Consider the following 24,504-nt stretch of genomic DNA (forward strand, 5'->3'; position numbering starts at 1 on the left):
GCCGACGGCCCCGGGTGGCGCGGCGGTCTCGCTCCGCGTCCGCTGTCCGGGGCATGGTGCCGCCCCTCGTACGATTGACCCCGTGAAGACCTTCGACGCGCTGTTCGCCGAGCTCACCGACAAGGCCGCGACCCGTCCCGAGGGCTCGGGCACGGTCGCCCAGCTCGACGCCGGCGTGCATGCCATCGGCAAGAAGATCGTCGAGGAGGCCGCCGAGGTGTGGATGGCCGCCGAGCACGAGAGCGACGAGCGCGCCGCCGAGGAGATCTCGCAGCTGCTCTACCACCTGCAGGTCCTCATGGTCGCCAAGGGCCTGACCCTCGACGACGTCTACACCCACCTCTGAGACACGAGCCCCTCATGCTGCGCATTGCCGTCCCCAACAAGGGTTCCCTCGCCGACCCCGCCGCCGAGATGCTGCGGGAGGCGGGCTACCGCACCCGTCGCGACTCCAAGGAGCTCGTCGTCACCGACGAGGCCAACGGCGTCGAGCTCTTCTACCTCCGCCCGCGTGACATCGCGGTCTACGTCGGCTCCGGCACCGTCGACTGCGGCATCACGGGCCGCGACCTCCTGCTCGACTCGGGCAGTGCCGCCACCGAGGTGATGACCCTCGGCTTCGGGGGTTCGACCTTCCGGTATGCCGGCCGCCCCGGTTCCGTCTCGACCCTCGCCGACATCTCGGGCCGCCGGGTCGCCACGAGCTACCAGGGCCTCGTCGAGAAGCACCTCGCCGACCACGGTGTCCAGGCCGAGGTGGTCCGCCTCGACGGCGCCGTCGAGACCGCGATCACCCTCGGGGTGGCCGACGTCATCGCCGACGTCGTCGAGACCGGCGCGACGTTGCGCAGCCAGGGCCTCGAGGTCTTCGGCGACCCGATCCTGCGCAGCGAGGCCGTGCTCATCCGTCGCGACGGCAGCGACCAGGACTCCGGCATCGAGGTGCTGCGGCGCCGGATGCTCGGCGTCGTCACCGCCCGCCACTACGTCATGCTCGACTACGACGTCCCCGCGGCCCTCGTCGACGAGGCGTGCGCGATCACGCCGGGTCTGGAGTCCCCGACCGTCTCGAGCCTGCAGAACCCCGAGTGGAAGGCCGTCCGCGCGATGGTCCCGCGCTCGGGCACCAACCAGGTCATGGACCGCCTCTGGGAGATGGGCGCACGCGCCATCCTCGTCACCGACATCGCCGCGTGCCGCCTGTGAGCGAGCCACTGTCCCGCGAGCCGTTCCGGTCCCGGCGCGGCCGCCTCATGGCGACGGTCATGGCGGCCGTCTCGCTGGCGCTCTTCGTCGTCCTCGCCGTGCTCGTGTCCGGTGTCGACGAGGGCGGATGGGTCGTGGCCGACCGGGTGATGATGGCCGTCATCGGCGTCGCGCTCGCGCTCGTGCTCTGGCGGTGGGCCGCGATCAAGGCCGTCCCCGACGACACCGGGGTCACCGTGCAGAACCTCATCGGTCAGCGGCACATCCGGTGGGACGAGATCCGCGACGTGACGTTCGACGACGGAGACCCGTGGGTGAGCATCCACCTCGCTGACACCGAGACGGTGGCGGTGATGGCGATCCAGCGGGCCGACGGACCCACGTCCCGGGACGAGGCCCAGCGCCTCGCCGACCTCGTCTCGGTCTCGCGCGACCACCGCTGACACGAATCGACCAAGTGGTCAGTTCTGGCACAGGCGCCCGCCGCCCGGCGACAACTTTCGACCAATTGGTCAGTTCTGGCGCGGGCGACCGCCGCTCGGTGACAACTTTCGACCTATTGGTCAGTTCTGGCGCCGCGGGTCAGGAGACGCGTGGGCGGCCGGGCTTGAGCGACATCGCCGCGACCAGCTGGAGGAACATCAGCAGGGCGAGGACGAGCCAGATCGTCGAGTAGCTCCCGGTGAGGTCACGCACGGCACCCATCGTCGTGGGCCCCATCGAAGCCACGGTGTAGGAGACGAGGAACGCCATCGCCGTGAAGCGGGCAGCGGCGGCGGGCGAGACGGCATACCGGACGAGCAGGACGAGCCCGATCGCGAACGACGCGCCCTGGGCGACGCCGAGCAGCAGCGCCCACACCCACGGGGCGGCGTCGGGAGCCGCCCACACTCCGGTCTGGCCCGCGAGCCCGCACAACGCTGCGCCGACGAGCGGCACCCGCCAGTCGCCGACCCGGTCGGTGATCGCGGGACCGACGAGACCCGAGACGAACTGGGCCCCGGTGAACACCGACAGCAGGATCCCGGCGTCCTGCGCCTCCCAGCCGTGCCCGACGTAGGTGGGGGAGAGCCAGGCCAGCGTCGAGTAGAACTGCCACGACTGCACCGCGAGGAACCCGGCGACCAGCCACGCCGTGTGGCTGCGCCACGGCAGCCGGTGGCTCGAGTCCGGCGGGTGCTGGTCGTGGTCGCCGCCCCGGTGGACGTCGCGGTCGACGGGCAGCCAGAGCACGACGCCGGCGACGGCGACCAGGCCCCAGAAGCCGAGCGAGGTGTCCCAGTCGCCGAGGGCGCCGGCGAGCGGCACCGACACGGCCGCCGCGACCGCGGCGCCGCCCATCATGGCGAACATCTGCAGCCCGGTGGCCAGCCCTGCGCGACCGGCGGGGAACGACGCCTTGACCATGCCCGGCAGCAGCGTCCCGGCGAGCGCGATGCCCGCACCGGCACAAAGGGTGCCGAGATAGAGGGCGAGGACCTCGTGCCCGAAGCCGCGGGCGAGGTTGCCGACGGCGATCGCGACCATGGCCAGCGAGATGCACCGGGCAACACCGAGCCGGAGCCCGAGCCGTGCCGCGGGCGGCGCGAGCAGGCCCATGCACAGCACCGGCAGGGTCGTGAGGACGCCGAGCCAGACGGAGCTGAGGCCGAGGTCCTCACGGATGCGCGGGAGCAGGGGCGGCAGCGACGTCATGAGCGTGCGCATGCTCAGCGACGCGGCGACGACGCCGAGGACGACGAGCCACAGGGGTGGTCCGTCGGCCGGCTGTGCCTCGGCCGGCGGCGCCTCGGCCGGGGGCGCCTCGGTCGGCGGCGCCAAGTCGGCGCCGACACCGGTGTCGAGCGCGAGGTCGGCGGCGGCGCGACCGGGAGAGACGGCATACAGCTGGCGCTCCTGGTCGGCCCACTCGTCCCACCGCGCCTCGAAGACCGCGCCGTCGCGGGCGATGGCGCGCACGTAGCGCTGCTCGGTGGGCGCCTCCACCCACACGCGCACCGAGGCCGACTCGCCGGCGATCGCGAACGCTCCGACGCCCTCGAGGACGACGAGGTCCGCGCGCGGGACCGACTCGCGAGCCCCCGGCTCGTCCTCGTCCCAGTCCCACGTCGGGTGGCTCGCGGGCTCGCCGTGGGACCAGGCGTCGACGAGCGAGCTCCGCACGAGCTCGACCGTGGAGAGCACGCCGGTCCAGCCCTGGTGCATGTCGTCGACGTGGAGGACGAGCGCGCCGAGCGCGTCGCCGAGGTCCTTGGCGAGGGTGGTCTTGCCGGAGCCACTGGGGCCGTCGACGGCGACGACCGTGACCTCGCCGGCGAGGGCGCCCCGCTCGGCGAGGAGTCGCCGGACCTCCCTCGTCAGCCCTGCCACGTCCGTCACTGCGTCGAATGCCACACGCGCACCCTAGGTCGCGTCCTCGTCTCGGGCATCGTCGACCACGAGGCGGTCGTCGTCGTCGAGCTCGCGGTGGGACACCGGCACGAGCTCGCCGGCCTCGTCGACGGGCATCCCGGTGAGGACGAGGAGGTCGACGACCATCGAGCGGACCTGCGCCCGGATCACCTCGCCCGACAGCCCCGAGGCGGGCTCGATGACGGCGCTGCGCTCGGCGAGACGGTGCAGGCCGGCGCGGGCCGCGGTCGGCTCGTGGCGTTCGTGGAGCTCGCGCGCGATGTCGTCGCACGACCGTGCGAGGTCGTCGATGAGGGCCGTGTATGCCGGGGGGATCACCTCTCCGCGCCGCGTCCCGACGAGCGCCCGGCGGACGAGCACCCGCAGGTTGCGGATGGCCCGGTCGAGCGGTTCGAGGAGGTCGGCGACGGCCTGGGCGCCGGGCAGGTGGCGGCGGCGGAACGGTGACAGCCGCACGACGGCGACACCCTCGGACGCGAGCGCCTGGAGCTCGTCGAGCATCCCCTCGGACGCGCGGGCCCGCGTGAGTGTGGCTCCTGCAAGCTCGCCGTCGTCGGTCCGGATGACGGTGGCGGTCTGACGCAGGATGGCCGAGATCTCCTCGACGACGCGGGCCGCCTTCTGCCGTGGGCGCTGCAGGCCGGTGGCGGGCACGAGCACGCTGATGACGAGCGCCACCGCGCCTCCGGTGACGGCGTCGAGCCAGCGGGTGAAGGCCTGGTCGGGCGCCGCGAGCAGCGTCGTGATGATCGCCGCCTGGACGCCGGCCTGGATCGTCAGCAGGATGCCCGCCCCCACGAGCGAGGCGATCGTCATCGCGAGCACGACGACGACGAGCACCTGGAGGACGCCGCTGCCGAACACGTGCGAGAACACGTCACCGATGAAGACGCCGAGGGCGACGCCGATCATCACCTCGACGGCGCGACGGACCCGCTGCCCGTAGGACATGCCCAGGGTGATGATCGCCGTGACCGGTGCGAAGAACGGCATCCGGTGCTCGAAGACGCTCCCGGCCAGCCACCACGCGAGCGCCGCACCGACCCCGCACTGGAGGATGAAGGCGAGCCGGCTCGACAGCCGGTCGGTCCGGATCCGGGCCTCGGAGCGCGAACGCCTCGCGACGCGGGAGGGCAGGTCGGAGGCGGACGGCATACGAGGCATCATCCTCTGCCGGATAGCCTGCCCACGTGAGCGTCGCCATCCGTGTCATCCCGTGTCTCGACGTCGACGGCGGCCGGGTCGTCAAGGGCGTGAACTTCGAGAACCTCCGCGACGCCGGCGACCCCGTCGAGCTCGCCCGCAGCTATGGCGAGCAGGGCGCCGACGAGCTGACCTTCCTCGACGTCACCGCGAGCAGCGGCGACCGGGCGACGACCTACGACGTCGTGCGCCGGACGGCCGAGCAGGTCTTCATCCCGCTCACCGTCGGCGGGGGAGTGCGCACCGTCGACGACGTCGACCGCCTGCTGCGCAGCGGCGCCGACAAGGTGGGTGTCAATACCGCCGCCATCGCGCGTCCCGAGCTCATCGCCGAGACCGCCGACCGGTTCGGCTCACAGGTCCTCGTCCTCTCGGCCGACGTACGTCGCCGCCGCGCCGACGACGGCTCCGTCACGGACGACGTCGAGGTGACGACCCACGGCGGGCGCACCGGCACCGGTCTCGACGCCATCGAGTGGTGCGTGCGGGCGGCCGAGCTCGGCGCCGGCGAGATCCTGCTCAACTCGATGGACGCCGACGGCACCCGGGCCGGCTTCGACCTCGACCTCATCGCGCGGGTCCGCCGCGAGGTGACCGTCCCCGTCATCGCCAGCGGTGGCGCCGGGGCGGTCGAGCACTTCGCCCCGGCGGTGCGGGCCGGTGCCGACGCGGTGCTCGCGGCGAGCGTCTTCCACTTCGGTGATCTCACCATCGGGCAGGTCAAGGACGCGCTGCGCGCCGACGGTCACCCCGTCCGCTGACGAGGCGCTGACGCGGCCCGGCCGCCGGTTCAGAGACCGAAGCGCGACGCCTCGAAGGCGGCCACCGCCTCCGGCGTCCCGCTCACCTCGACGTCCGCGACGTTCCTGCGCCCGTATGCCGTGAGCAACAGCTCCAGCGGATCTCCCGTCACGACGACGGTCTCGTCCCCGCTGCCGACCCTGGTCGCCGGGCGCCGCGGCGCGTGGAGCTCGACGGCCGACGGGACGCGACGGAAGAGCAGCCGGGCCATCCGGGTCAGCAGGGACCACACGGCGGCGTCGAGCTCCGGGGACACCTCACGCCGGGGACCGGGGGTGCCGTCGCCACGCAGGACGTCCTCGTGGTGGATGACCATCTCGGCGAGGTTGACGGCGTTGTCGACGACGGGGAGCTGGGCGGGGTGCCAGATCGGCGGGCCCGAGCGCACGGCCTCGACGAGGTCCGGCCACGGCTGGGCGGCGATCCTGGCCTGCTCGCGCTCGGTGCGGTCCTTGAGGAACGGGATCCAGATGCCCGACGCGACGTCGGGCCGTCCCTCGCGCACGACGAGGTGCGCCGCGAGGTCCCGGGAGGTCCACGGCATACAGAGCGTCGGGGCGTCGGGGCCGACGGCCTCGAAGGTCTCGCAGAGGTCGAGGCGCTCCCTGCGGGCGAGGGTTCCGGGGCTGTCGGTCATGGGCCCATCCTCGCGCCTCCGGGCCCGGGCGGCACAATGGCGGTCGTGCCCGACCTCGACCCCACCGTCTCCAGCCGCCTCCGCTTCGACGACTCCGGCCTCGTCGCCGCCATCGTCCAGCAGCACGACACTGGCGAGGTCCTCATGCTCGGCTGGATGGACGCCGAGGCGCTGCGCCGCACCCTCACCGAGGGACGCGTGACGTTCTGGTCGCGCAGCCGCCAGGAGTATTGGCGCAAGGGCGACACGTCCGGCCACGCGCAGTACGTCAAGTCGGTGGCCCTCGACTGCGACGGCGACGCGCTGCTCGTCCGCGTCGAGCAGGTGGGCGCCGCCTGCCACACCGGTGACCGCACCTGCTTCGACGCCGGGGCGCTCGAGGTCGTCGTCGGGGAGCCGGCCCCGTGAGCGCCGCGTCCCAGCCGCAGCCGACGCCGCAGCCGAGCCCCGACCTGTCCTTCGGGACGACCTGGCCCTCGCTCCCGCTCTTCTCCGTGCTCGCCGAGGGACGCAGGGTCATCCCCGTCGTGCGCCGGCTCATGGCCGACGCCGAGACGCCGGTCGGGCTGTACCGCAAGCTGGCGCAGAACCGGCCGGGCACCTTCCTGCTCGAGTCCGCCGAGCACGGCGGTGTCTGGAGCCGCTACTCGATCATCGGTGCGGCCAGTCGGGCCACGCTCACCGAGAAGGACGGCGAGGTCCACTGGATCGGGGAGGCGCCCGTCGGGGCACCCACGACCGGTCCGGCCACCGACGCCCTGCGCGAGACCGTCGCCACGCTCGCGACCGACCCGATCCCCGGGCTCCCGCCGCTCACCGGCGGCATGGTCGGGATGATCTCCTACGACGCCGTGCGCCGCTGGGAGAAGGTCCCGTCCATGACTCCGGACGTGCTGCACCTCCCCGAGGTCGCGATGATGCTCGCGACCGACCTCGCCGTGCTCGACCACGCCGACGGCTCGGTGCTGCTCATCGCCAACGCCGTGAACTACGACGCCACCGACGAACGCGTCCAGGAGGCCTGGGCCGACGCCGTCGCCCGGCTCGACGCGATGACGCACGACCTCGCCGCCGGTGCCGAGAGCACGGTGTCCGTCGTCGACGGCCTCGCGGTCGACGAGGCCATGGAGGGCGTGAGCGCCAACCTCACCCGTGACGAGTACGAAGCCATGGTCGAGAGCGCCAAGGAGGACATCCGCGCCGGCGAGGTGTTCCAGGTCGTTCTCTCGCAGCGGTTCTCGATGCCCTGCCCCGCCGACGCCCTCGACGTCTACCGCGCGCTGCGGGCGGGCAACCCCAGCCCCTACATGTACCTCTTCCGGTTCACGCGACCGGACGGGACGGCATACGACGTCGTCGGCAGCTCGCCGGAGGCGCTCGTCAAGGTGACCGGATCGCAGGCCATCACGCACCCCATCGCCGGGTCGCGGCCGCGTGGCAAGTCGCCCGAGGACGACGTGCGCCTCGCCGAGGACCTGCTCGCCGACCCCAAGGAGCGCTCCGAGCACGTCATGCTCGTCGACCTCGGCCGCAACGACCTCGGCCGCGTGTGCCGGCCGGGCACCGTCGACGTCGTCGAGTTCATGGACGTGCGCCGCTACAGCCACATCATGCACCTCGAGTCCACGGTCGTGGGGGAGCTGCGTGAGGGCGTGCGGGCCTACGACGTGCTCGTCTCGACCTTCCCCGCGGGCACGCTGTCGGGCGCGCCGAAGCCGAGGGCGCTGTCGCTCATCGAGGGCTACGAGCCGTCGCGGCGGGGGGTCTACGGCGGGGTCGTGGGCTACCTCGACTTCCACGGCGACCTCGACATGGCCATCGCCATCCGCACCGCGCTGCTCGACGACGGCACCGCACACGTCCAGGCCGGCGCCGGCATCGTCGCCGACTCCGTGCCGCGCACGGAGCACGACGAGTGCGTCGCCAAGGCGACCGCCGCCCTGCGCGCCGTCGCGACCGCCTCGGCCCTGAGGAAGGTCCCGTGAGCCTGCTGCGCCGCCGCGGCGTTCTCATCCTGCTCGTCGTCCTCGGCGCGCTCCTCGTCATCGTCACGGCCTCGCGCACGTGGCTCACCGGGTCCGTCGACGACGTCGTCCTCGGCCGGTCCTCGGTGTCGGCCTCGGGGTCGGAGGTCGCCGGTGGCGTCGTGGCCCTCGCGCTCGTCGTCGTCGCCGGCGCCGTCGCGTCGGCGACCGCCGGCCCGCGAGCCCGCGTCGTCGCGCTCGTGCTCACCGGGCTGTCGGCCCTCGGCGGTGTCGCGATGGTCGCCCGCGTCCTGCTCGACCCCGACGGCTCCCTCGGACCGATCGCCGCCGCCAACGCCGGCCGGACGGGGTCCATCGAGACCCACGCCTCGGCCGGCGCCTGGCCGTGGGCCGCCGCTGCGGGTTTCGTGCTCGCCGGCCTCGCCCTGCTCGGTCTGGCACGGGCCCGGCGGGTGGCTCCCGGACTGTCCTCGCGCTACGACGCGCCGGGGCGCGCGCCCGAGAGCGACTGGGACCAGCTCAGCGCCGGTGAGGACCCGACCGATGTCGGTCCCGCGGGCCGAGAGTGACAGAATGACGCGCGACCGCACCACTTCCGACGGAGGCACCCATGGCTGAATTCCACGACGACGACCACCACGGCAACAGCCTGGCTGCCTGGGTGATGGTCGGCATCGTGCTCCTCGCCACGGCCGTCATGTCGCTCGCCGTCGTCATCGCCAGCGTCGGCCTCTTCATCGCAGGCGTCGTGCTCACCGTCATCGGCCTCGTCGCCGGCAAGGTGCTGGCGCTCGCGGGCCACGGCGTCAACGGTGCCGTCGCACGCGCCGACACGAACCTCTCCTGAGCCGGCGCACATGAGCACCGTGCTCGACGCCATCGTCGCCGGTGTGCGCGAGGACCTCGCCGTCCGCACCGAGCAGGTCAGCCAGTCCGACCTCGAGCGCCGCGTCGCCGACCTCCCGGCAGCCATCGACGCCGAGCAGCGCCTGCGCGCGCCGGGCCTGTCGCTCATCGCCGAGGTCAAGCGGGCGAGCCCGAGCAAGGGCCACCTCGCCGAGATCGCCGACCCGGCCTCGCTGGCCTCGACCTATGCCGACGCCGGGGCGACGGCGATCAGCGTCCTCACCGAGCAGCGGCGCTTCCACGGCACCCTCGCGGACCTCGACAGCGTGCGCGCGGCGGTCTCCGTCCCGGTGCTGCGCAAGGACTTCATGGTCACCGACTACCAGCTGTGGGAGGCGCGGGCGCACGGGGCGGACATCATCCTGCTCATCGTCGCCTCGCTCACCGACGACGAGCTCGCCCGCATGCACGCCCTCGCCCACGAGCTCGGCATGACCGCGCTCGTCGAGGTGCACGACGAGGGCGAGACCCAGCGTGCCGTCGACGCCGGCGCCTCCGTCATCGGGGTCAACGCGCGCAACCTCAAGACCCTCGAGGTCCACCGCGACACCTTCTCGCGCCTCGTCCCGCTCATCCCGCCCGGTGTCGTCAAGGTCGCCGAGTCCGGCGTCGCGGGTGCCGCGGACGCAGCCCTGTATGCCGTACAGGGCGCCGACGCGGTCCTCGTCGGCGAGGCGCTCGTGAGCGGCGCCGACCCGGCTGCCGCCGTGCGCGAGATCGTCGCCGCGGGAGCAGGCTCATGACCGCCGGGCGGTTCGGCGCCTTCGGCGGCCGCTACGTCCCCGAGGCGCTCATCCCCGCGCTCGAGCAGCTCGACGAGGCGCGGACCACGGCGATGCAGGACCCGACGTTCCTCGCCGAGCTCGACCACCTGCACCGCACCTACACCGGTCGGCCGAGCATCATCACCGAGGTGCCGCGGTTCGCCGCCCACGCCGGCGGTGCGCGGATCATCCTCAAGCGCGAGGACCTCAACCACACCGGCTCGCACAAGATCAACAACGTCATCGCCCAGGCGCTGCTCACCAAGCGCATGGGCAAGTCCCGCGTCATCGCGGAGACCGGCGCCGGCCAGCACGGCGTGGCCACCGCCACCGCCGCGGCCCTCATGGGGCTGTCCTGCCGCGTCTACATGGGCAAGGTCGACACCGAGCGCCAGGCGCTCAACGTCGCCCGCATGCGGATGCTCGGCGCCGAGGTCGTGGCCGTCGAGCACGGCAGCGCCACCCTCAAGGACGCCATCAACGAGGCCCTGCGCGACTGGGTCACCAACGTCGAGGACACCCACTACCTCATCGGCACCGTCACGGGACCGCACCCGTTCCCCGAGATGGTCCGCGACTTCCACCGGATCATCGGTGTCGAGGCACGCGAGCAGGTCCTCGAGCTCACCGGCCGCCTCCCCGACGCCGTCGTCGCGTGCGTCGGTGGCGGGTCCAACGCGATGGGCATCTTCCACCGCTTCATCGAGGACGAGGGCGTCCGCCTCCTCGGCGTCGAGGCCGGGGGAGAGGGCCTCGAGGGCCGTCACGCGGCCCGCTTCGCCAGTGCCGTCCCCGGCGTCCTCCACGGTGCGATGAGCTACCTCATGCAGGACGAGGACGGCCAGACCATGGAGTCGCACTCGGTGTCCGCCGGTCTGGACTACCCGAGCGTCGGCCCGGAGCACGCCTTCCTGCGGGACTCCGGTCGCGCCGAGTACGTCTACGCCACCGACGACCAGGCCATGGAGGCCTTCGCCCTGCTCTGCCGCACCGAGGGGATCATCCCGGCGATCGAGTCGGCGCACGCGCTGGCGGGCGCCCTCGTGCTCGGCCGTGAGCTCGGGCCCGACGGGATCATCCTCGTCAACCTCTCCGGTCGCGGCGACAAGGACATGCACACGGCCGCCGAGTGGTTCAGGCTCGTCGACGAGGACGAAGAGGTCGTCCCGTCCGGTGAGTCCGAGGACCCGCGGGCCACCGGCGACGGGCGGGCCCAGCTGTGAGCGCGGAGCTCGGTGTCTCCGACGTCCTCGCCCGCTGCCGGGCCGAGGGACGCGCCGCCCTCATCGGCTACCTCCCCGTCGGCTTCCCCGACGTCGAGGGCTCGATCCGCGCGATGGTCGCCATGGTCGAGTCCGGCGTCGACATCGTCGAGGTCGGCCTGCCCTACTCGGACCCGCTCATGGACGGCCCCGTCATCCAGCACGCCGTGGAGGCGGCGCTGGAGGGAGGCACGCACGTCCTCGACGGCTTCCGCGCGACGCGGGCGATCCGCGACGCGGGCGCCCCTGCCCTCGTCATGAGCTACTGGAACCTCATCCTGCGGCGCGGTGTCGACCGGTATGCCGCAGAGCTCGCCGCCGCGGGTGGCGCCGGGCTCATCACCCCGGACCTCATCCCCGACGAGGCGGCCGAGTGGATCGCCGCGAGCGAGCGCGAGGGCCTCGACCGGGTCTTCCTCGTGGCGCCGAGCTCGACGCCCGAGCGCCTCTCCCGGGTCGCCGAGGCCTGCCGTGGCTTCGTCTACGCCGCGTCGACGATGGGGGTCACCGGCGAGCGCTCCAGCGTCGGGTCCTCGGCCCGCGACCTCGTCGAGCGGACCCGGTCCGTGACGGACCTGCCCGTCTGCGTCGGTCTGGGTGTCTCGAACGGCGACCAGGCGGCCGAGCTGGCCCAGTACGCCGACGGGGTCATCGTCGGCACCGCCTTCGTGCGCGCACTCTCGGGTGACGGGGAACTCGAAGCCCGGCTCGACGCGTTGCGGGAGTTGACGGCCGACCTGGCCAGGGGAGTGAGGGAAGGAGCGCGGTGAGCACGCGTGTCGCCGACGGACTCGGGTCGATCGCCCGTCTCGTCCTCGGCGCAGTGTTCCTCGTCGCCGGTGGCCTCAAGGTCACCACCCCCGAGGCGTCGGCCAAGGCCACGCAGGCCTACCAGGTCCTGCCGCACGACCTCGCCGCCCTCGTCGGCTACGCCCTCCCGACCATCGAGATCCTCCTCGGCCTGCTGCTCGTCCTCGGGCTGTTCACCCGCACCGCCGCCGCCCTGACGTCGCTGCTCCTCGTCGCCTTCGTCGCCGGCATCGCCCAGGCGTGGGCCCGCGGCCTCACCATCGACTGCGGCTGCTTCGGCGGCGGCGGGACGGTGGCCGCGGACGAGACCTCGTACCTCCCGCGCATCCTCGAGGACCTCGGGATGCTCGCCTGCGGCCTGTGGCTCGCCCGCCGCCCCTCCTCCCTGCTGTCCCTCGACCGCGCGCTGTTCCGCGCCGCCTGACCGAACCTCCCCACCCGCCCACCAGGAGACCGAGCACCATGGCCCAGAAGCCCACACCGCGCAGCGCCCGACAGGCGAAGATCGACGCGGTCCGCAAGGACGGTGGCGGGGGAGCGAACCGGATCGTCGTCGGCGCGGTCGTCGCGATCGTCGCGATCATCGCCGTCGTCGGTGGCGTCGTCGTCGCGGAGCGCAACAAGACGGACCGGGTGGGGACGAGCACCGCCGTGCCCGCCGGCGCGGCAGGGATGGGTCAGGGCTTCGTCGCCAACGCGGACGCGACGCTCGTCGCAGGAGCCCCGACGCTCGACGTCTACGAGGACTTCCAGTGCCCCTCGTGCGCCCAGTTCGAGCACGTCATGGGTGCCACCGTCGCCGACCTCGCCACGCAGGGCAAGATCAAGCTCGTGTACCACCTCAAGACCTTCCTCGACGCCAACCTCGGCACCACGCACTCGCTCACCATGGGCAACGCCGCCATGTGCGCCGCCGACGCCGGGAAGTTCCAGGCGTTCCACGACACCGTCTACGCCAACATGCCCGCCCAGGAGGGCGCGGGCTGGTCCACGGCCCAGGTCAAGGGCTTCGCCGAGCGCGCCGGCATCTCCGGGAGCGCGCTCGACACGTGGCAGGCGTGCGTCGACGACAAGAAGTACAACGCCTACGTCGAGTCCACCGAGGAGGCCTCGGGCAAGGCCGGCATCAACGCGACGCCGACCGTGGTCCTCGCCGGCACGAAGCTCGACTTCGACGCCGTGCCGGACCCCGCCGCCCTGACCGCCGCGATCGAGGCGGCCACCAAGTGATCCCCGCCACCATCCCGAGTCCCACCGCGGGTGTCCTCCACCTCGGACCCCTGCCGATCCGCGGCTACGCCCTCTGCATCCTGCTCGGCATCGTCGTGGCGGTCTGGCTGACCGAGCGCCGGATGCGCACCCGCGGAGGTGAGCCGGGACAGGTCATGGACGTCGCGGCATACGCCGTCGTGGCCGGCATCGTCGGTGGGCGGCTCTACCACGTCATCACGACGCCCGACCCCTACTGGGGCGAGGGCGGGCACCCGCTCGACGCGTTCAAGATTTGGGAGGGCGGGCTCGGCATCTGGGGCGCCGTCGCCCTCGGCGCACTCGGCGCCTGGGTCGGCTGCCGTCGGGTCGGGGTGCGGTTCCTCGACTTCGCCGACGCCGCCGCCCCCGGGGTCGCCATCGCCCAGGGCATCGGCCGCTGGGGCAACTGGTTCAACAACGAGCTCTACGGCGGGCGCACGGACCTGCCGTGGGGCCTGACGATCCACCAGTGGGACAGCGGTGCGGGTCGGGCGGTGCGCGACGCCTCAGGTGACCCGGTGGTCCTCGGCACCTTCCACCCGACGTTCCTCTACGAGTTCCTCTGGGTCATGCTCCTCGCGGCGGTGCTCCTGCTCGTGGACCGCCGGTGGTCCCTCGCGCGCGGCCAGCTGTTCGGCCTCTACATCGCCGGCTACCCGATCGGCCGGATCATCATCGAGAAGATGCGCACCGACGAGGCCGAGCTCATCCTCGGCCAGCGGCTCAACGTCTGGACGAGCATCATCGTCTTCCTCATCGGGGTGGCAGTCTTCGTCCACACGGGTCGGCGCGGTCGCAGGACCCGCGAGGTCGAGCCCGAGACATCCACGATGTGAGATTTGCCGCTCGCAGTGCAAGACGCTTGTGGGCTAGCATCCGTCTCACGTGGCCACCGCTGTCCGCGTCCGATGACCTCCTGTGCCCGGACACCCCGTGTTTCGAGCCCCCGACTCCCTGAGGACGGTGACCCGACGTGTCCCCGACGCGCTTCTCCGCCCACCCGGCCGACACCGGTCTGTACCGGCGCGCCCACGAGCACGACGCCTGCGGTGTCGCCATGGTCGCCACGATGCGGGGCACCCCCGGCCACGACATCGTCGAGCACGCCCTCACGGCGCTGCGCAACCTCGACCACCGTGGCGCTACCGGCGCCGACCCGCTCGTCGGTGACGGCGCGGGCATCCTGCTCCAGGTCCCGGACGCGTTCTTCCGGGCGGTCCTCGACGTCGACCTCCCCGAGGCGGGCGCCTACGCCGCCGGCATGGCCTACCTGCCACTCGACGCCGACGAGCGTGCCGAGGCCGAGGCCCGGATCGAGCAGATCGCGACCGAGGAGGGCCTCGAGGTCCTCGCGTGGCGTGACGTCCCGGCGACCCCTGAGCTCGTGGGCGAGATGGCACGAGCCTGTATGCCGTACTTCCGCCAGCTCTTCGTCGCCGCTCCCGACCGCACGGTGCGCGACATCGAGCTCGACCGGCTCGCCTTCTGCCTGCGCAAGCGCGCCGAGCGCGAGGTCGAGGTCTACTTCCCGTCGCTGTCGGCCCGCACGATCGTCTACAAGGGCATGCTCACGACCGGCCAGCTGGAGCCGTTCTTCCCCGACCTGTCCGACGAGCGCCTGACGACCGAGCTCGCCCTGGTCCACTCGCGCTTCTCGACCAACACCTTCCCGAGCTGGCCGCTCGCGCACCCCTACCGGCTCATGGCCCACAACGGTGAGATCAACACCGTCAAGGGCAACCGGAACTGGATGCGCGCCCGCGAGAGCCAGCTGGTCTCCGACGTCGTCAAGGGCGACCTCGACCGGCTCTTCCCGGTCTGCACCCCGGACGCGTCCGACTCGGCGAGCTTCGACGAGGTCCTCGAGCTCATCCACCTCGGTGGCCGCTCGCTCCCGCACGCCGTGCTCATGATGATCCCCGAGGCGTGGGAGAACCACGCCGAGATGGACCCGGCCCGACGCGCCTTCTACGAGTTCCACTCGACGTTCATGGAGCCGTGGGACGGCCCGGCCTGCGTGGCCTTCACGGACGGCACGCTCATCGGTGCGGTCCTCGACCGCAACGGCCTGCGCCCCGGGCGCTACTGGGTGACCGAGGACGGCCTCGTCGTCCTCGCCTCCGAGTCCGGCGTCCTCGAGCTGCCCGCCGACAAGGTCGTCAAGCGCGGCCGGCTCCAGCCGGGACGGATGTTCCTCATCGACACCGCCGCAGGACGGATCGTCAGCGACGACGAGGTGAAGTCCGAGCTCGCCGCCGAGCACCCCTACGAGGAGTGGCTGCACGCCGGCCTGCTCACCCTCGAGGACCTGCCCGAGCGCGAGCACATCATCCACACGGCGGCCTCGGTGGCGCGTCGTCAGCGCACCTTCGGCTACACCGAGGAGGAGCTCAAGATCCTCCTCGCGCCCATGGCGCGCACGGGTGGCGAGGCCCTCGGCTCGATGGGCACCGACTCGCCCGTCGCCGTCCTCTCGGACAAGCCCCGCCTCCTCTTCGACTACTTCACCCAGCTCTTCGCCCAGGTGACCAACCCGCCGCTCGACGCCATCCGCGAGGAGCTCGTCACCTCGCTCGGCACGGTCATCGGACCCGAGGGCAACATGCTCGAGGCGTCACCGGTCCACGCGCGCCAGGTCGTCCTGCCGTTCCCGGTCATCGACAACGACCAGCTCGCCAAGATCGTCCACATCAACGCCGACGGCGACCTGCCCGGCTATGCCACCCACGTCGTCCGCGGCACCTACCTCGTCGACGCCGGCGAGCCGGCCCTGCGCGCCCGCCTCGACGAGATCTGCCGCGAGGTGAGCGAGGCCATCGCGCGGGGGGCGCGCTTCGTCGTGCTGTCCGACCGCGACTCCGACCGCGACCACGCGCCGATCCCGTCGCTGCTGCTCACCTCGGCCGTCCACCACCACCTCATCCGCGAGAAGACCCGCAACATGGTCGGTCTCCTCGTCGAGGCCGGTGACGTGCGCGAGGTCCACCACGTCGCCCTGCTCGTGGGCTACGGAGCGGCGGCCATCAACCCCTACCTCGCGATGGAGACCGTCGAGGACATGGTCCGCACCGGCGCCATCACCGGCGTCACCGCCGAGGAGGCCGTCAAGAACCTCATCAAGGCGCTCGGCAAGGGCATCCTCAAGGTGATGTCCAAGATGGGCATCTCGACCGTGGCGTCCTACCGCGGCGCCCAGGTCTTCGAGGCACTCGGCCTCTCGCAGGAGCTCGTCGACCAGTACTTCACCGGCACGGTCTCGCAGCTCGGTGGCATCGGGCTCGACGTCATCGCTGCCGAGACCGCGGCCCGTCACGACTCGGCGTACCCGACCGACGGCGTGATCCTGTCGCACCGCAAGCTCCGCGTCGGCGGCGAGTACCAGTGGCGGCGCGAGGGCGAGCCGCACCTCTTCGACCCCGACACCGTCTTCCGGCTCCAGCACGCCACCCGTGAGCGCCGCTACGACATCTTCAAGCAGTACACCGAGCGCATCGACAACCAGGCCGAGCGCCTCATGACGCTGCGCGGGCTCTTCGAGCTCGGTGGCAGGGCCGGGCGCGAGCCCATCCCGGTCGACGAGGTCGAGCCGGTGAGCGAGATCGTCAAGCGCTTCAACACCGGTGCGATGAGCTACGGCTCGATCAGCCAGGAGGCGCACGAGACCCTCGCGGTCGCGATGAACCGCCTCGGTGGTCGCTCCAACACCGGTGAGGGCGGCGAGGACCTCGACCGGCTGCTCGACCCCGAGCGCCGCTCGGCGATCAAGCAGGTGGCCTCGGGACGCTTCGGCGTCACCTCGGTCTACCTCACGAACGCCGACGACATCCAGATCAAGATGGCGCAGGGCGCCAAGCCCGGCGAGGGCGGCCAGCTGCCCGGACCCAAGGTCTACCCGTGGGTGGCCCGGACCCGGCACAGCACGCCCGGTGTCGGTCTCATCAGCCCGCCGCCGCACCACGACATCTACTCGATCGAGGACCTCGCCCAGCTCATCCACGACCTCAAGAACGCCAACCCGTCGGCCCGGATCCACGTCAAGCTCGTGTCCGAGATCGGGGTCGGCACGGTCGCGGCGGGTGTCTCCAAGGCGCACGCCGACGTGGTCCTCATCTCGGGCCACGACGGTGGCACCGGCGCCTCGCCGCTCACCTCGCTCAAGCACGCGGGCGGCCCCTGGGAGCTCGGCCTCGCCGAGACGCAGCAGACGCTCGTGCTCAACGGGCTGCGCGACCGGATCGTCGTGCAGGTGGACGGCCAGATCAAGACCGGCCGTGACGTCGTCATCGCCGCGCTGCTCGGCGCCGAGGAGTTCGGCTTCGCCACCGCGCCCCTCGTCGTGAGCGGCTGCATCCTCATGCGGGTCTGCCACCTCGACACCTGTCCGGTCGGCATCGCCACCCAGAACCCGGAGCTGCGCTCGCGCTACTCCGGCAAGCCGGAGTTCGTCGAGACCTTCTTCGAGTACATCGCCGAGGAGGTGCGCGAGCACCTGGCATCGCTGGGCTTCCGCAGCATCGAGGAGGCGATCGGCCAGATCACCGCCCTCGACACGAGCAAGGCGATCGCGCACTGGAAGGCGTCGGGTCTCGACCTCGCGCCGATCCTCGCCGAGGTCGAGAGCCCTGACGGCTCCGGCAAGCGCCACACGGTCGGGCAGGACCACGGTCTCGAGAAGGCCCTGGACCACCAGCTCATCGCCGTGGCCCGCGAGGCCATCGACGACGGCACCCCCGTCACCGGGGAGTTCACGGTCCGCAACGTCAACCGCACGGTCGGCACGATGCTGGGCCACGAGGTCACCCGCGTGCACGCCTCGGGGCTGCCCGACGGCACGATCGACCTCACCCTGCGCGGGTCGGCGGGACAGAGCTTCGGTGCGTTCGTGCCCAAGGGCGTGACCCTGCGCCTCGTCGGCGACGCCAACGACTACGTCGGCAAGGGCCTGTCGGGTGGGCGCATCGTCGTCGCGCCCGACCCGACGGCGCCGCTCACCGCCGAGGACAACGTCATCGCCGGCAACGTCATCGGCTACGGCGCGACGTCGGGCGAGATCTTCCTGCGCGGCCGGGTGGGCGAGCGCTTCTGCGTCCGCAACTCCGGCATCACCGCCGTCGTCGAGGGTGTGGGTGACCACGGGCTCGAGTACATGACCGGCGGCACCGTCCTCGTGCTCGGCTCCACCGGGCGCAACGTCGCGGCCGGCATGTCCGGCGGCGTGGCCTACGTCCTCGACCTCGACGAGTCCCGCGTCAACCGTGACCTCGTCGACGTCTCCGGCCTGCGTGACGGGGACGTCGCGGTGGTCCGCGACCTCCTCGAGCGTCACCGCGAGCTCACCGGCTCGCCGGTCGCCGCCCGGCTCCTCGAGAGCTGGGAGACGGCCCGCGACCGCTTCTCGCTCATCCTTCCCCGCGACTACCAGCGGGTCCTCGACGTGCGTGCCGCAGCCGAGGCCGAGGGCCTCGACCTCGACGGCACCGAGGTCTGGGACCGCATCATGGAGGCATCCCGTGGCTGACCCCCAAGGCTTTCTCAAGACCCGTGAGCGCGAGCTCCCTGCCCGCCGCCCCGTGCCGGTCCGCATCAAGGACTGGCGCGAGGTCTACGAGGAGCAGGAGCTCGGGCAGCTCCAGCGCCAGGCCGGCCGCTGCATGGACTGCGGGATCCCGTTCTGCCACAGCGGCTGTCCGCTGGGCAACCTCATCCCCGAGTGGAACGACCTCGCGTGGAAGGGCGACTGGCGCTCGGCGATCGAGCGGCTGCACGCCACGAACAACTTCCCGGAGTTCACCGGCCGGCTCTGCCCGGCACCCTGCGAGACCGCCTGCGTGCTCGGCATCAACCAGCCGGCGGTGACGATCAAGCAGGTCGAGGTGACGACGATCGAGAAGGCCTTCGCCGACGGTGGGGTCTCGCCCCGCCCGCCGGAGCGCCTCTCCGGCAAGACCGTGGCCGTCGTCGGCTCCGGTCCGGCCGGTCTGGCCGCCGCGCAGCAGCTGACCCGCGCCGGCCACACCGTCGCGGTCTACGAGCGCGCCGACCGCCCTGGTGGCCTGCTCCGCTACGGCATCCCCGAGTTCAAGATGGAGAAGTCGGTCCTCGACCGCCGTCTCCAGCAGATGCAGTCCGAGGGCACCCGCTTCCGCAGCTCGGTCGACGTCGGCAACGACGTCACCTGGGAGCAGCTCAAGGCCCGCTACGACGCCGTCGTCATCGCCATGGGCGCGACGGTCCCGCGTGACCTCGAGGTCCCCGGACGACAGATCGAGGGGGTCATGCAGGCGATGGACTTCCTGCCCCCGGCCAACCGGGTCGCCATCGGCGAGAGCGTCGACGGCCAGGTCACGGCCGAGGGCAAGGACGTCATCGTCATCGGTGGCGGTGACACCGGCGCCGACTGCATCGGCACCTCGCACCGGCAGGGCGCGCGCTCGGTCACCAGCCTGGAGATCATGCCGCAGCCGGGGGAGGAGCGCGCCGCGGGACAGCCGTGGCCGACCTACCCGATGACGTTCCGGGTCGCCTCCGCGCACGAGGAGGGCGGTGACCGCCTGTATGCCGTGAGCACCCAGGAGATCCTGTCCGACGACGAAGGGCAGGTCAGCGGCCTGCGCATCCACGAGGTGCGACGCGGCGAGACCGGCTTCGAGACCGTCGAGGGCACCGAGCGGGTCATCCCCGCGCAGCTCGTGCTCCTCGCCATGGGCTTCCTCGGGCCGCAGACCGAGTCCCTCGTCGCCCAGCTGGGCGTCGAGCTCGACGAGCGCTCCAACGTCCGTCGCGGCTCGGACTACATGTCGAGCGTGCCGGGCGTCTTCGTCGCCGGCGACGCCGGACGCGGTCAGTCGCTCATCGTCTGGGCCATCGCCGAGGGTCGGGCTGCGGCGCACCACGTCGACGCCTGGCTGTCGGGCAAGCCCTCCCGGCTGCCCCGTCCGGTCAACCCCACGGACCGTCCTCTCACGGTGTGACCCGCGTCACCGCGTAAACGGTTGCCTCGATAGGCTGGCGGCATGCGCCGCGCCAAGATCGTCTGCACTCTGGGTCCGTCCACGTCCAGCCCCGAACAGCTCCGCGAGCTCGTCCGTTCGGGGATGGACGTGGCCCGTTTCAACCTCTCCCACGGCGACCTCGCCGACCACGCCCGCGTCTATCTCGACGTGCGCCGGGCGAGCGACGAGACGGGCCACGCGGTCGGCATCCTCGCCGACCTCCAGGGCCCCAAGATCCGCACCGGACGGTTCAAGGACGGCTCGGTCATGCTCGAGGTCGGCGCCCGGTTCACGATCACCAACCGCGAGGTCGAGGGCACCAAGGACATCGTCGGCACGACCTATGCCGGCCTGCCGTCCGACGTGTCCGCCGGCGACACGATCCTCATCGACGACGGCAAGCTCAACCTGCTCGTCGTCGAGTCCGACGCGACCGACATCGTCTGCGAGGTCGTCGAGGGCGGCGTCCTCAGCAACAACAAGGGCATCAACGTGCCGGGCGCCGCGATGAGCGTGCCGGCCCTGTCCGAGAAGGACGAGGAGGACCTGCGCTGGGCCCTCGACCAGCGGGTCGACATGATCGCCCTGTCCTTCGTCCGCAGCGCCGCCGACATCGAGCCGGTCCACCGGATCATGGACGAGAAGGGCCTGCGCCTGCCCGTCATCGCCAAGATCGAGAAGCCGCAGGCCGTCGACAACCTCGACGAGATCGTCCGGGCCTTCGACGGCCTCATGGTGGCGCGCGGCGACCTCGGCGTCGAGATGCCGCTCGAGACCGTCCCGCTCGTCCAGAAGCGGGCCTGCGAGCTCGGCCGCCGCAACGCCAAGCCGGTCATCGTCGCGACCCAGGTGCTCGAGTCGATGATCACCAACAGCCGCCCGACCCGCGCCGAGGCCTCCGACGCCGCCAACGCGGTGCTCGACGGCGCCGACGCGCTCATGCTCTCGGGGGAGACGAGCGTCGGTGCGCACCCGATGGAGGCCGTGAGCACCATGGCCAGGATCATCGAGAACACCGAGGAGCACGGTCTCGGCCGCATCCTCCCGCTCGACACCAAGCCCCGCACCAAGGGTGGCGCCGTGACGGCGGCCGCCGCCGAGATCGGCGAGCTCGTGGGCTGCAAGTTCCTCATCACCTTCACCGTCGGCGGCGACTCCGCCCGCCGCCTGGCACGCGTGCGGCCCCGGATCCCGATGCTCGCCTTCACGCCCTTCCAGGCCACCCGCTCCAAGCTCGCGCTCACGTGGGGCGTCGAGACCTTCCTCACGGCGGAGCCGCGGCACACCGACGACTACGCCGTCCAGGTCGACGAGGAGCTGCTCGCGTGCGGTCGCGCCGTCGAGGGCGACCTCGTCGTCATCGTCGCCGGCTCGCCGCCCGGCATCCCCGGCTCCACCAACGCCCTGCGCGTGCACCGCATCGGTGACGCCAAGAACAAGGCGGCCCCGGCATACGAAGGCTCGACGACGACCTCCTGAGCGCTGCGCGGAGCCGACGTGGACACGACCACGCCGGCGCCGCCGGTAGGATGTGCCGACGCCCGCCGGGGTGGTGGAATGGCAGACACGGAGCACTCAAAATGCTTTGCCCGCAAGGGCGTGCGGGTTCAAGTCCCGCCCTCGGCACCCCTGACCGCCACGTCCCCTAGGCTGCTCTCGTGACCGAGAAGACGACCGAGACCACCCCCACCGCCAAGCGCATCCTCGTCGCCGAGGACGAGGCGATCATCCGCCTCGACCTCTCCGAGATGCTGGGGGAGGCCGGCTACGACGTGGTCGGTCAGGCGAGCAACGGTGAGCAGGCCGTCGAGATGGCCACCGAGCTCCGCCCGGACCTCGTCATCATGGACGTCAAGATGCCCGTCCTCGACGGCATCTCCGCAGCCGAGCAGATCGGCAAGGAGCGGATCTGCCCCGTCGTCATGCTCACGGCGTTCAGCCAGACCGAGCTCGTCGAGCGCGCCCGCGACGCCGGTGTCATGGCCTACATCGTCAAGCCGTTCACGGCGACCGACGTCGTGCCCGCGATCGACATCGCGATGTCCCGCTGGGGCGAGCTCAAGACCCTCGAGAGCGAGGTCGCCGACCTCGGTGAGCGCCTCGAGACCCGCAAGGCCGTCGACCGCGCCAAGGGCGTGCTCATGGCCAAGCTCAAGATCACCGAGTCCGAGGCCTTCCGCTGGATCCAGAAGACCGCGATGGACCGCCGCATGGGCATGAAAGAGGTCTCGGACGCCGTCGTCGCCGGGATGGAGAAGGCCTGACGCGCCTGCGGCGCTGACCACGTATGCCGGCCGCCCGGCATACGCAGGTCGCTCACCTCAGCGCGATGACGAGCTGGGTCAGCAGGGGAGCGACGACGAGCGCCGGCAGCATGTCGGCGACGGGCACGTCCTTGATGCGGAGCAGGCGCAGGCCGATGCCGGCGAGCATGAGCCCGCCCGTCGCGGTGAGCGCGAGGATGTGCGGCTCGGGCAGCACCGAGCCCAGCAGCACGCCCACGACCGTGAGGGCGCCCTGGACGACGGCGACCGACCCGGCCGAGAGCAGCACGCCGATGCCGAACGTCGAGGCGAAGGCGAGGGCGGCGAACCCGTCGAGCACGGACTTGAGGAGCAGCTGGTCGATCCCGCGCCCGAGGCCGTCGGAGAGCGACCCGAGGATCGTCAGCGGGCCGACGCAGAAGAGGAGCGAGGCGCTGAGCCAGCCCTCGATGAACTTCTCGCGGGCCGAGGTGCCGTGGGCCGGGTCGTCGGTGTCGGCGAGTGCGGGGGAGCGGCGGGCGAACCACCCCTCGATCGTCCCTGCGAGCGTCTCGAGCCGGTCGCCGATGCGCAGCAGCGACCCGAGGATCGAGCCGATGAGCAGCGACCCCAGGACGATGAGCACGGGGGCCCCGGAGCCGGTGGCGTCGGACAGGACGTCGTCGGTGACGCTCACCGCGGACAGCCCGGCCATGAGGAGCGTCGTGAGCCCGAGGCAGTCGGTGACGACCGAGCGGGTCCGGTCGGGGAAGCGGTGACCGACGGCCATCCCGGCGAGGGCGCCGATGACGACGGTGGCGACGTTGATGGCCGTGCCGAGGCCGGGGAAGGTGGGATCCACGGCGGGAACTCTACGTTTCGGCGGAAGATCTTTCGTGATGGGCTATCGCGAGGCCAGATCGACCCGTAATGTCAACATGTCAACCACGCAGGGGGCTGTGAGGTCGAGGAGGCACCGTGGTGCGCAACCTGGTCGAGGTGTCCGCCGTGCCCAAGGACGACCTCGATGACCTCGTGGCTCTGTGGATGGCGGCCAAGGTCGACGCCGGTGTGCCCGTCGAGGTGGCGGCGCGCTTCGCGGGCGACGGCCGGTTCGCCACCGCGATGAGCCGACCCGACGTCTTCGCCCACGTGGCCCGGATCGACGGCCGCCCGGTCGGCTACGTCATGACCTCCGAGAACCCGTTCGGGCTGAGCCCCGAGCCCGAGATCGCCGTCGAGCAGCTCTACGTCGAGCCGTCCGCCCGCCGTCACGGCGTGGCGCGGTCGCTCCTGTGCGCGGTCGTGGGCCTCGCCGAGCGCTCCGGCTCCGACGTCATCGTGAGCAACGTCCCGACGCAGAGCCGCGAGGCGCACCGCTTCTTCGCCCGGCTCGGCTTCTCGTCGGTCATCGTCCGGCGCGTCGTCGGCACGAGCGCGCTGCGTCGCCGGCTCGCTCCCACGGGTGGGGTCGGCGCGGCCGTCGACCAGCTCATCCGGCGGCGCCGGTCGCTGCGCGCCGTCGCCTCCCGCGCCAGCTGAGATCAGTCGGTCGTGGCGCTGGGGGGTGCGTCGCGCAGGAGGCACGTGATCCGTGACGTGCAGACCTTGCGTCCGTCCTCGTCGGTGATGACGATCTCCCACGAGCACAGGGTGTTGCCGAGCGAGATGGGGGTCGCGACACCGGTGACCAGCCCGCTGCGCGCCGCGCGGTGGTGGGTCGCGTTGATGTCGGTGCCGACGGCGATCCGCTGCGGCCCGGCGTGCAGGGCCGAGCCGACCGAGCCCAGGGTCTCGGCCAGCACGACCGACGCCCCGCCGTGCAGGAGGCCGTAGGGCTGGGTGTTGCCCTCGACCGGCATCGTCCCCACGACCCGCTCGGCCGTGGCCTCGAGGATCTCGATCCCCATGCGCCGCATGAGGGTGTTCGGGGTGCGTGCCGTCGTCTGCCCGGTGACGGGCCGGTCGTCCTGTGCTGCGCTGCTCATGGTGGTCGCCTTCTCTGCTGTCGGGGGCTGGCCATAGGCTGCCA

24 protein-coding genes and 1 tRNA gene are annotated in these 24,504 nt (G+C 72.0%); 20 read left to right on the forward strand and 5 right to left on the reverse strand.

What is annotated here, in order from left to right; translation table 11 throughout:
* The first annotated feature begins 82 nt into the window (after nt 1-82).
* The 3 genes from KLO01_RS11950 to KLO01_RS11960 are packed head-to-tail and all read left to right on the forward strand — an operon-like array spanning nt 83 to nt 1,649.
* Complete coding sequence (locus KLO01_RS11950; RefSeq protein ID WP_147065431.1) at nt 83-346, forward strand: phosphoribosyl-ATP diphosphatase; 264 nt, start codon at nt 83-85, stop codon at nt 344-346.
* Nucleotides 347-360: 14 nt separating this feature from the next.
* Nucleotides 361-1,206 (forward strand): ATP phosphoribosyltransferase, encoded by an 846-nt coding sequence (gene hisG / locus KLO01_RS11955; protein ID WP_147065433.1) that lies wholly within the window; start codon nt 361-363, stop codon nt 1,204-1,206.
* Nucleotides 1,203-1,649: a PH domain-containing protein gene (locus KLO01_RS11960; protein WP_147065435.1), complete on the forward strand. Its 447-nt coding sequence runs from the start codon at nt 1,203-1,205 to the stop codon at nt 1,647-1,649. The genes hisG and KLO01_RS11960 overlap by 4 nt, the downstream gene beginning before the upstream one ends.
* Before the next feature lie 139 nt (nt 1,650-1,788).
* Here KLO01_RS11960 and KLO01_RS11965 read toward each other — a convergent pair whose 3' ends face one another.
* Nucleotides 1,789-3,600, reverse strand: a complete 1,812-nt coding sequence (locus tag KLO01_RS11965; RefSeq protein WP_147065438.1) for an MFS transporter — start codon at nt 3,598-3,600, stop codon at nt 1,789-1,791.
* A 9-nt stretch (nt 3,601-3,609) separates the two neighbouring features.
* Complete coding sequence (locus KLO01_RS11970; protein ID WP_147065440.1) at nt 3,610-4,773, reverse strand: FUSC family protein; 1,164 nt, start codon at nt 4,771-4,773, stop codon at nt 3,610-3,612.
* 35 nt (nt 4,774-4,808) lie between these two features.
* Here KLO01_RS11970 and hisF point away from each other — a divergent pair, with 35 nt between their 5' ends.
* On the forward strand, nt 4,809-5,582 hold the full coding sequence (gene hisF / locus KLO01_RS11975) for an imidazole glycerol phosphate synthase subunit HisF (RefSeq protein ID WP_147065443.1): 774 nt from the start codon (nt 4,809-4,811) through the stop codon (nt 5,580-5,582).
* Between the two features lie 29 nt (nt 5,583-5,611).
* Here the strand turns inward: hisF and KLO01_RS11980 are convergent, their stop codons facing one another.
* Nucleotides 5,612-6,259 (reverse strand): TIGR03085 family metal-binding protein, encoded by a 648-nt coding sequence (locus tag KLO01_RS11980; RefSeq protein ID WP_147065445.1) that lies wholly within the window; start codon nt 6,257-6,259, stop codon nt 5,612-5,614.
* 36 nt (nt 6,260-6,295) lie between these two features.
* Between KLO01_RS11980 and hisI the strand changes: the two genes are divergently transcribed.
* The 15 genes from hisI (at nt 6,296) to KLO01_RS12055 (ending at nt 22,493) form a co-directional block, all read left to right on the forward strand.
* Nucleotides 6,296-6,667, forward strand: a complete 372-nt coding sequence (hisI, locus tag KLO01_RS11985; RefSeq protein WP_147065447.1) for a phosphoribosyl-AMP cyclohydrolase — start codon at nt 6,296-6,298, stop codon at nt 6,665-6,667.
* Nucleotides 6,664-8,244, forward strand: coding sequence for an anthranilate synthase component I (locus tag KLO01_RS11990; protein ID WP_147065449.1), 1,581 nt, complete (start codon nt 6,664-6,666; stop codon nt 8,242-8,244). Before hisI ends, KLO01_RS11990 begins: the two co-directional genes overlap by 4 nt.
* Nucleotides 8,241-8,813 (forward strand): Trp biosynthesis-associated membrane protein, encoded by a 573-nt coding sequence (locus KLO01_RS11995; RefSeq protein WP_186828032.1) that lies wholly within the window; start codon nt 8,241-8,243, stop codon nt 8,811-8,813. The genes KLO01_RS11990 and KLO01_RS11995 overlap by 4 nt, the downstream gene beginning before the upstream one ends.
* A 41-nt stretch (nt 8,814-8,854) precedes the next feature.
* Entirely contained in the window at nt 8,855-9,091 is a 237-nt protein-coding gene (locus tag KLO01_RS12000; RefSeq protein WP_147065453.1) for an HGxxPAAW family protein, read from the forward strand.
* 10 nt (nt 9,092-9,101) lie between these two features.
* Nucleotides 9,102-9,893 (forward strand): indole-3-glycerol phosphate synthase TrpC, encoded by a 792-nt coding sequence (gene trpC, locus KLO01_RS12005; RefSeq protein WP_147065455.1) that lies wholly within the window; start codon nt 9,102-9,104, stop codon nt 9,891-9,893.
* Nucleotides 9,890-11,137 (forward strand): tryptophan synthase subunit beta, encoded by a 1,248-nt coding sequence (trpB, locus tag KLO01_RS12010; RefSeq protein ID WP_147065457.1) that lies wholly within the window; start codon nt 9,890-9,892, stop codon nt 11,135-11,137. Before trpC ends, trpB begins: the two co-directional genes overlap by 4 nt.
* Complete coding sequence (gene trpA, locus KLO01_RS12015) at nt 11,134-11,946, forward strand: tryptophan synthase subunit alpha (protein WP_147065459.1); 813 nt, start codon at nt 11,134-11,136, stop codon at nt 11,944-11,946. The genes trpB and trpA overlap by 4 nt, the downstream gene beginning before the upstream one ends.
* The gene (locus tag KLO01_RS12020) at nt 11,943-12,410 is read left to right on the forward strand and encodes a MauE/DoxX family redox-associated membrane protein (RefSeq protein WP_147065461.1); all 468 of its coding nucleotides are present in this window, start codon (nt 11,943-11,945) and stop codon (nt 12,408-12,410) included. The genes trpA and KLO01_RS12020 overlap by 4 nt, the downstream gene beginning before the upstream one ends.
* A gap of 38 nt (nt 12,411-12,448) precedes the next feature.
* The gene (locus KLO01_RS12025) at nt 12,449-13,216 is read left to right on the forward strand and encodes a DsbA family protein (RefSeq protein ID WP_147065463.1); all 768 of its coding nucleotides are present in this window, start codon (nt 12,449-12,451) and stop codon (nt 13,214-13,216) included.
* Nucleotides 13,213-14,073, forward strand: a complete 861-nt coding sequence (lgt, locus tag KLO01_RS12030; protein WP_147065465.1) for a prolipoprotein diacylglyceryl transferase — start codon at nt 13,213-13,215, stop codon at nt 14,071-14,073. Before KLO01_RS12025 ends, lgt begins: the two co-directional genes overlap by 4 nt.
* Nucleotides 14,074-14,210: 137 nt before the next feature.
* Nucleotides 14,211-18,755, forward strand: a complete 4,545-nt coding sequence (gltB, locus tag KLO01_RS12035; RefSeq protein ID WP_147065467.1) for a glutamate synthase large subunit — start codon at nt 14,211-14,213, stop codon at nt 18,753-18,755.
* Complete coding sequence (locus KLO01_RS12040) at nt 18,748-20,208, forward strand: glutamate synthase subunit beta (RefSeq protein WP_147065472.1); 1,461 nt, start codon at nt 18,748-18,750, stop codon at nt 20,206-20,208. The genes gltB and KLO01_RS12040 overlap by 8 nt, the downstream gene beginning before the upstream one ends.
* A 42-nt stretch (nt 20,209-20,250) precedes the next feature.
* A complete protein-coding gene (pyk, locus tag KLO01_RS12045; RefSeq protein WP_147065480.1) occupies nt 20,251-21,708 on the forward strand; it encodes a pyruvate kinase in 1,458 nt (485 codons plus the stop codon).
* A gap of 64 nt (nt 21,709-21,772) precedes the next feature.
* A tRNA-Leu gene (locus KLO01_RS12050) sits at nt 21,773-21,855 on the forward strand.
* 32 nt (nt 21,856-21,887) lie between these two features.
* Nucleotides 21,888-22,493 carry an ANTAR domain-containing response regulator gene (locus KLO01_RS12055; RefSeq protein WP_147065485.1) on the forward strand — a complete coding sequence of 202 codons (606 nt, stop codon included), beginning with the start codon at nt 21,888-21,890 and terminating at the stop codon, nt 22,491-22,493.
* 52 nt (nt 22,494-22,545) lie between these two features.
* Here KLO01_RS12055 and KLO01_RS12060 read toward each other — a convergent pair whose 3' ends face one another.
* Nucleotides 22,546-23,334 (reverse strand): DUF554 domain-containing protein, encoded by a 789-nt coding sequence (locus tag KLO01_RS12060; RefSeq protein WP_147065486.1) that lies wholly within the window; start codon nt 23,332-23,334, stop codon nt 22,546-22,548.
* Nucleotides 23,335-23,450: 116 nt separating this feature from the next.
* Here KLO01_RS12060 and KLO01_RS12065 point away from each other — a divergent pair, with 116 nt between their 5' ends.
* Nucleotides 23,451-24,014: a GNAT family N-acetyltransferase gene (locus KLO01_RS12065; protein WP_147065487.1), complete on the forward strand. Its 564-nt coding sequence runs from the start codon at nt 23,451-23,453 to the stop codon at nt 24,012-24,014.
* A 2-nt stretch (nt 24,015-24,016) separates the two neighbouring features.
* Here KLO01_RS12065 and KLO01_RS12070 read toward each other — a convergent pair whose 3' ends face one another.
* Nucleotides 24,017-24,391: a PaaI family thioesterase gene (locus KLO01_RS12070; protein ID WP_246136219.1), complete on the reverse strand. Its 375-nt coding sequence runs from the start codon at nt 24,389-24,391 to the stop codon at nt 24,017-24,019.
* Nucleotides 24,392-24,504 lie beyond the last annotated feature (113 nt).

Source organism: Knoellia locipacati (assembly GCF_007992835.1).
GTDB lineage: Bacteria > Actinomycetota > Actinomycetes > Actinomycetales > Dermatophilaceae > Knoellia > Knoellia locipacati.